Origin of the sequence: Nocardioides dubius (genome assembly GCF_039528155.1) — a bacterium.
Classification (GTDB): domain Bacteria; phylum Actinomycetota; class Actinomycetes; order Propionibacteriales; family Nocardioidaceae; genus Nocardioides; species Nocardioides dubius.
Genome location: NZ_BAAALG010000002.1, coordinates 303,526 through 306,855, shown reverse-complemented (window position 1 = coordinate 306,855; position 3,330 = coordinate 303,526). Strand labels below are relative to the sequence as shown.

The following is a 3,330-nucleotide window of genomic DNA, read 5'->3' as shown; positions in this document are numbered from 1 at the left end:
CGCCGACGCCACCTCGACCGCGGCGGGCAGGCCGGCGTCCAGACGCCAGACCGCCTGCCACAGGGTCAGGCCCTCGAAGATGTTGTCGATGTAGCCGTCGGCCAGGCGCTGCGAGACCGCCTGGAAGGTGGCGATCGGGCGGCCGAACTGCTCGCGCTCCTTGGCGTACTGCGCGGTCAGCCGGACGGCGCCCGCGATCACGCCGTACTGCTCGGCTGCGGCGGTCACCGTGGCCAGCTCGACCAGACGGGCGGCGCTGATCCCGTCGGCGGCACCCAGTAGCCGGTCGCCGTCGAGGCGGACCCCGCGCAACGTCACCAGGGCGAGGGCGTCGCCGTCGCTGGTGTGCTGCGTGGCCCGCTCGACGCCGGCTTCCTCGGCGCTGACGACGAAGACGCCGGCCCCGGACGGCGTCTGCGCGGTGACCAACACCGCGTCGGCGGCCATCCCGGCGCGCACCAGGGTCTTGACGCCGTCGAGGACCCAGGCGTCGCCGTCCGGGGTGGCGGTGACCGTGGGCGGCGCGGGCAGGTGGGCCCGCTCCTCGGAGATCGCGACGCTCAGCAGGCTGCTGCCGTCGGCAGCGCCGGGCAGCCAACGCTCCTGCTGTGCTGCGGTGCCGAGCGCGGCGATCGCGGCACCCGCTGCGCCGTGGGTGGCCAGCGGGACCGGGGCGACGGTGCGCCCGATCTCGGCCAGCACCCGGGCCAGCTCGATCAGGCCGAGGCCGGCTCCGCCGTGAGCCTCCGGCAGGTGCAGGCCGAGCAGCCCGGCGTTGCCGAGCTCGGCCCACAGCTCGCGGTCGAAGCGGTCGCCCGCCTCCTCCACGGTGCGCATCCGGGTGTTGGTGGCGCGGTCCTTGAGGATCGAGGCGGCGAGGGCGGCGGCCTCGTCCTGCTCGGGCGTGAAGCTGAAGTCCATGGTTCTCTCCTGTCCTCAGCGCTTCGCGGCCGGCAGGCCGAGGCCGACGTAGCCGATGATGTCGCGCTGGATCTCGTTGGTGCCGCCGCCGAAGGTCATCACCAACGACGAGCGGAAGTAGCGCTCCAGACGCCCGGCCAGGACGGCGCCGGGGGAGTCGCTGGTCAAGCCGCTGTGCGGGCCGACGATCTCCATCAGCGAGCGGTAGACCTCGGTGCAGAGCTCGGAGCCGTACACCTTCGTGGCGGAGGCGTCGGCCGGGGAGAGCGTGTCGATCTCCGAGGCGAGCTTGTAGTTCATCAGGGTCTGGGCGTTGACCCGGGCGTGGGCGCGGCCGAGCAGGATCTGCACCCACTCGGCGTCGATCACCCGGGAGCCGTCGGGGTTCTTGGTCTCCTTGGCCCAGTCCGTGACCAGCTCGACGGAGTGCGCGAGGGAGGCGGCTGAGGTGAGCGCGACCCGTTCGTGGTTGAGCTGGTTGGTCATCAGCGACCAGCCGCCGTTGAGCTCACCGACCAGGTTCTCGGCGGGAACGCGGACGTTCTCGTAGTAGGTGGCGCTGGTGTGCACCCCGGCCACGGTGTGCACCGGCGTGAAGCTGACGCCGTCGCTGTCAGCCGGCACCAGGATCATCGACAGGCCCTTGTGGCGCGGGAGATCCGGGTCGGTGCGGCACGCCATCCAGATCCAGTCGGCGTACTGGATCAGCGAGGTCCACATCTTCTGGCCGTTGATCACCCACTCGTCGCCCTCGCGCACGGCGCGGGTCTGCAGCGAGGCGAGGTCGGTGCCCGATCCCGGCTCGGAGTAGCCGATCGAGAAGTGCAGGTCGCCGGCGAGGATCCGCGGCAGGAAGTACTCCTTCTGCGCGTCGGTGCCGTAGCGCATGATCGTCGGGCCGACGGTGTTGATCGTGAGGTACGGGATCGGCACACCGGCGATCGCGGCGACGTCGCCGAAGATCAGCTGCTCGGTCATCGAGCGGTTCTGGCCGCCGTACTCCTCGGGCCAGCCGATGCCGAGCCAGCCGTCGGTGCCGAGCTGGCGGATCACCTCCTTGTAGGTGGTGGCCTCGCCGAACTCTCCCGTTGCGGAGGCGAGTGCAGCGCGCCGCTCGGGGGTGATCAGGTCGGCGAAGTAGTGCTGCAGGTCGGCGCGAAGCGCCTCCTGCTCCCGGGTCAGGGCGATGTGCATGGGGTGGCTCCTGGAAGGAATGCGCGTCAACATGGTGAGTGAGGTGGATTACGCGACCCAAAAACTATAACCTGTTCTCGTTTTGGTCTAGATGCACTTTCCGCAGGAGGAAGCCGCCATGAGTGACACCCGCCAGCTCGACATCGGCACCGTGCCCGACCGCTATGCACGCGGCTGGCACTGCCTGGGCCTCGCCTCGGCCTACGCCGACGGCAAGCCGCACGCCGTTCAGGGCTTCGGTGGCAAGCTCGTGGTCTGGCAGGACAGCAAGGGCGAGCTCAATGTGCTCGACGCCTACTGCCGCCACATGGGCGGCGACCTCACCCAGGGCTCGATCAAGGGCGACGAGGTCGCCTGCCCGTTCCACGACTGGCGCTGGGGCGGCGACGGCAAGTGCAAGGCGATCCCGTACGCGCGCCGGGTTCCGCTGCGTGCCCGCACTCAGCGCTACGAGGCGGTCGTGCACAACGACCAGCTGCTGATCTGGCACGACCCCGAGGGCTCGGCCGCCGACCACTCGGTGCTCCCGCCGGTGCTGCCGGGCCTCGCCGAGGGCGAGTTCACCGACTGGGTGTGGAACACCGAGGAGATCGAGGGCTCCAACTGCCGTGAGCTGATCGACAACGTCGTCGACATGGCGCACTTCTACTACGTGCACCTGTCCTTCCCGACCAGCTTCCGCAACGTCTTCGAGGGCCAGACGGCCACCCAGATCATGGAGAGCAAGGGCCGCCCCGACGTCGTCGGCGGCTATGGCGCGCCCGAGCTGTTCCTCAAGTCGACGGCCACCTACTACGGGCCGTCGTACATGATCAACTGGCTCGACGTCGACTACAAGGGCTTCGAGACCGAGGTCATCCTGATCAACTGTCACGTGCCGACCAGCCTCGACTCCTTCACGCTGCACTACGGCATCACCGTGCGCAAGCCGGAGGGGCTCGACGACGACACCGCCAACTACATCGCGCGCAAGTACGCCGAGATGTTCGGCGACGGCTTCCTCCAGGACGTGCACATCTGGAAGAACAAGGTGCCGGTGCAGAACCCGCTGCTGTGCGAGGAGGACGGCCCGGTCTACCAGCTGCGCCGCTGGTACGAGCAGTTCTACGTCGACGCGGCGACCATCGACCCGGAGATGGTCGAGCGCTTCGAGTTCGAGGTCGACACCACCAAGGCCAACGAGTTCTGGCAGGCCGAGGTCGCGGAGAACCTGGC

Annotated in this window: 3 protein-coding genes; 1 reads left to right on the top strand and 2 read right to left on the bottom strand. The window is 69.3% G+C overall.

Features of this window, described 5'->3' with window-relative positions; genetic code table 11:
- Positions 1-921 (bottom strand): acyl-CoA dehydrogenase family protein (locus ABD151_RS03285; protein WP_343991296.1); only part of this gene is annotated, 921 nt, incomplete at its 3' end.
- Positions 922-936: 15 nt separating this feature from the next.
- Entirely contained in the window at positions 937-2,115 is a 1,179-nt protein-coding gene (locus ABD151_RS03280; protein WP_343991294.1) for an acyl-CoA dehydrogenase family protein, read from the bottom strand.
- Positions 2,116-2,233: 118 nt separating this feature from the next.
- Here ABD151_RS03280 and ABD151_RS03275 point away from each other — a divergent pair.
- A partial coding sequence (locus ABD151_RS03275; RefSeq protein WP_343991292.1) for a 3-ketosteroid-9-alpha-monooxygenase, oxygenase component occupies positions 2,234-3,330 on the top strand: 1,097 nt, incomplete at its 3' end.

Excerpts from the sequence above, each read along its gene's own strand:
- ABD151_RS03280 (WP_343991294.1), bottom strand. The coding sequence starts at position 2,115 with ATGCACATCGCCCTGACCCGGGAGCAGGAGGCGCTTCGCGCCGACCTG.